This window comes from Bradyrhizobium sp. 142 (assembly GCF_023074015.1).
Classification (GTDB): Bacteria; Pseudomonadota; Alphaproteobacteria; order Rhizobiales; family Xanthobacteraceae; genus Bradyrhizobium.
Window position 1 is genome coordinate 1 of record NZ_JADPKQ010000027.1, and the last position, 3,434, is coordinate 3,434.

Annotated in this window: 3 protein-coding genes and 1 pseudogene; all 4 read left to right on the forward strand. The window is 61.5% G+C overall.

The features are described 5' to 3' along the window. Window positions 1-85: 85 nt before the first annotated feature. On the forward strand, window positions 86-382 hold the full coding sequence (locus IVA82_RS02190) for a helix-turn-helix domain-containing protein (protein ID WP_256469604.1): 297 nt from the start codon (window positions 86-88) through the stop codon (window positions 380-382). Window positions 383-496: 114 nt separating this feature from the next. Then, a complete protein-coding gene (locus IVA82_RS02195; RefSeq protein WP_247391265.1) occupies window positions 497-877 on the forward strand; it encodes a hypothetical protein in 381 nt (126 codons plus the stop codon). Window positions 878-1,340: 463 nt separating this feature from the next. Then, window positions 1,341-1,502, forward strand: a complete 162-nt coding sequence (locus IVA82_RS02200) for a DUF2934 domain-containing protein (RefSeq protein WP_247391266.1) — start codon at window positions 1,341-1,343, stop codon at window positions 1,500-1,502. A gap of 1,716 nt (window positions 1,503-3,218) precedes the next feature. Beyond that, window positions 3,219-3,434, forward strand: a pseudogene (locus tag IVA82_RS02205) (group II intron reverse transcriptase/maturase); the annotation flags it as partial.

The following is a 3,434-nucleotide window of genomic DNA, read 5'->3' on the forward strand; positions in this document are numbered from 1 at the left end:
TGATCCCGGGACTGCGAGCAATGACGCAACCTCGGACCGGCCGACAGTCGGAGCTACATCCGTCAAGCGAAAGTAACATCCTCAGATGAGGCAATACGAGGAGCTAAACCTCGACGACCAAGAGGTCGCCCACATGACCAACCTGAGCAAGGACACAGTTCGCGCCTACCGCAGACTTCCCCAGGCTCGCCCCACCGCCGAAAATGCGGCGGCGGTGGCTAAGGCACTCCAGTGGACAACGGATCAACTCCTGCACGGAACTGACGTCGAGGTTTCGGCGGACGATACAGCGAATAACGCGGACGACGAGACCATCAACGATGCGATCAATCGCCTGAAAACGATCGTTGCTGTCGGGTGCAAGGTGCCCCCCGCCGCGTGAGCGTGACGATCACCATTACCTGACCAAAAATCTCGCCGAAGCGAGGGTTTTTCCAGAGGCTATGGCCGTCCCCTCAACCGACCTTACTTCTTAACTTTTAGGTGGAGATAATGGATGAGTCGGAATGAGAAATGGACTTTCGAGGTCCGCGACCTGTTCTACTCGATGCTGGTCGCCAGGTTTGGTTCTCATGAGGAATGGGAAGCATGGGATCGCCCGGGGCGCGGGCTCGACGACCAGTTTGACGCCTTTTGCGAGCGCTTCGCCGAACTGGTCGGCGCCACATCGATCAATGCGGTCAAGCAGCAACTTGCATTCTCGACCCCCCTTCCTCCCGGGCACACGAGGCGATGGGCTCCCGGTCATGCCCGCACCGCTATCCTCAACATCGCGGCGGCCTTCAAGGCGGGTTTTGTCGGAAACGATGCGTTCCCATCGCTTGTGGCAAGCGGTCCGGCGGACGGCGAACTGACCGAGGAAGTCGCCCCTGCCTAGTCCTCGGGACTGTGACCGAACTGACCGGCCGAGGATGCTCAAAGCGACCCCGCAGACTAGGCCACGGAAGACACCAAAAACTCGGGCAAATCTGGTCGGGGGGAACGTAGGTAGCGCTCTCCCGCTACCAATCTTTCAAAGCACTGATCCGCACATCCACCAGCTCTGAAGGCCCGGCTCAGGCACGCACGTGGCCTGCGTCCATCGCCTGTCGCGCGGCCGGCATAGGACGGTGAAACAGCAAGGGCCGAGGGTCCTGCCGTATCTCAAGCAGCATCTCCCAATCGAGGCCCGGCACCGGCCGCGCCGAGTGGCCCCGGCTCGCGCAAATTAGGAACTCTCGCGCCGGATCAAAGCTTGAATCCCCGGGTCAGCCTCGCCGCCCGATGGCTGGCCTGCACGGCCCCGCCTCCAAGCCCCCCATACCCCCCAGGTGGGGCCGTGCTTCCCGGCAGGAGATGCAATGCCCGAACCGACCGAGCAGCAAATCCGAGAACGCGCGCACCGGCTGTGGGAGCAAGCCGGCAAGCCGGAAGGCCGCGAGCAGGAGTTTTGGCGCGCGGCCGAGCAGGAGCTGCGCAACGAGGACAAGTCCAACCCCACGCGCACGCCGGACACGCTGTGACCGAGAAGAAGTGCCTATTCTGCGATGGTCTGGGATGGGTCTGCGCAAATCATCCGCTCCGGCCCTGGAGCGAAGAGCCAGGCGGCTGCCGCTGCGGCGAGGGGATGCCTTGCACCTGCAACACGAGCGAAGATCCGGAAGTTAGAGCTGTGATCGTCGAAGCGGACACCACCTGGCACTAGACTAGGTGGACTCCGAAGAGTGATACGTAGCTTCCTGTAAACTGCAGGCGGTGGACACGCAAAACAAGATGGGCACCAATTGAACTCGCCACGCGGGCAGCGGCGCTTATCAAAGACGAAACCACCGTCCAGCGATTTAGAAGCTTTGCGGAGCAGCTGAAGCGAAAGCTTCATCGCATGATGCGGCGCGGCAAGCTGGTGGAGCAAGACGGAAGCGGGCGGCTCGGCGGCTCACTTACTGCGGCAGAGAAGAAGCCGCCGAGTTCTTCACCCTGGCGGCTTCAGAAGTCGGTAGCTGTTGATCGCCTCCGCAGCCTCGTGCGTACCGCCGTTACCTTGTTTGCGGCCATGCCCGGTCCTTCTAGGCGAAGGCACCTGATTCTGCTGTGACCTGAAGCACACAGCGCAAAGACGAAGTTGCGACCTGCGGCAGGTCCCGCGTCACGTGGGTGCCTTAACCTCTCGCCCCAAAACGTTCTTAACCTCCCGCCTGTGAGGAACACGACCAGGTCAAACTTGTTGAACGGCATAGCCGGGAGAGTTCTTTAGGGAAGCGCCAATGGCGACGCCTGGCGGCTGATCCACGATCCGCATTCGGGCAATTCGATGATGGAGCACAGGCCGAACATGAACTCCGGCGCTCAGACGTCGCCGACCGGGATCGGACAATCCCTGCACGCCGGACGCGGCTTCGAACACCAGTCCTCGCTGCAACTCATCGGTACACGTGTTGTCGAGTGACAGAGCAGCGCCCGGCTGGTGTTGGCGAGCGCTCCTGGAATCGGCTGGTTAGCATCGGAACTTCGCGGCGGACCGAACATGTTTTTCTTCTTCTCAAACCGCTTGGGCTGTTTTGGCTCCCTGCTGATCTCCGCGTTCGTTACGGTTGCGCTGCTTTTCATGCTCGGGATGCTGCGGTTCTGAGCCAAGATGTCTGCAATGCACCTGATCGAGATACTTCTTTCCCTTGAATGACAATAAGGGGCGCCCCTTCGCTGCCGAACAATTCGCGGCTGTTCGGGACAATCTGACCGAGCGGTTCGGCGGACTGACGGCCTTCACCCGATCTCCCGCACAGGGCACGATCAAAGACGGGGCCAAGACGGTCCGCAGCGAGATCGTCGTGTTCGAAGTCATGACCGAACCCCTGGATGAATCCTGGTGGGCAAGCTACGGGCGCCATTTGGAGCACGTCATCCAGCAGGGACGAGATCATCGTCCGAGCGTTGGCGATCAACTTGCTCTGAGGCATGGACCAGTGCGCAGGGCGGGAAGAGCACTTGCGAAAACCCATCGTGACCACTGCACACGAAGCTTCGATGCGGCTGCTTTGCTATCCATCCCATGGGCGGGAAACCATGGTGCAAGGCTAACAAGGTGCACTTTTTGCGTCATTGCGATCACAGCGAAGCGATCCCGAATCCGACGGTGGAAAGGCTCTGGATTGCTTGTGCGCCAGGCAAGCTGGCGCGGTCCAACCGGTGGAAGTCCGGTCCGGGTAAGCCGTAGCGGGCGCCCGGTAGTGAGTGTTGCGGTGTCGTCGGCGACGGCGGCAGCGAACGGGGTGACGTGGCGGGACTATGAGCAAGATCTCAAGGCCAACCTTGAGGATCTGCATGCCCGTGTCCACCGGGGAGCGTACCGGCCGCAGCCGTCGCGGCGGGTCTACATCCCAAAGCCGGACGGACGGCAGCGCCCGCTGGCGATCGCGGCCCTCGAGGACAAGATCGTGCAGCGGGCAACGGCTGTG

Coding starts and splice junctions, on each gene's coding strand:
- IVA82_RS02190 (WP_256469604.1), top strand. CDS start 86: ATGAGGCAATACGAGGAGCTAAACCTCGACGACCAAGAGGTCGCCCAC.
- IVA82_RS02200 (WP_247391266.1), top strand. CDS start 1,341: ATGCCCGAACCGACCGAGCAGCAAATCCGAGAACGCGCGCACCGGCTG.
- IVA82_RS02195 (WP_247391265.1), top strand. CDS start 497: ATGAGTCGGAATGAGAAATGGACTTTCGAGGTCCGCGACCTGTTCTAC.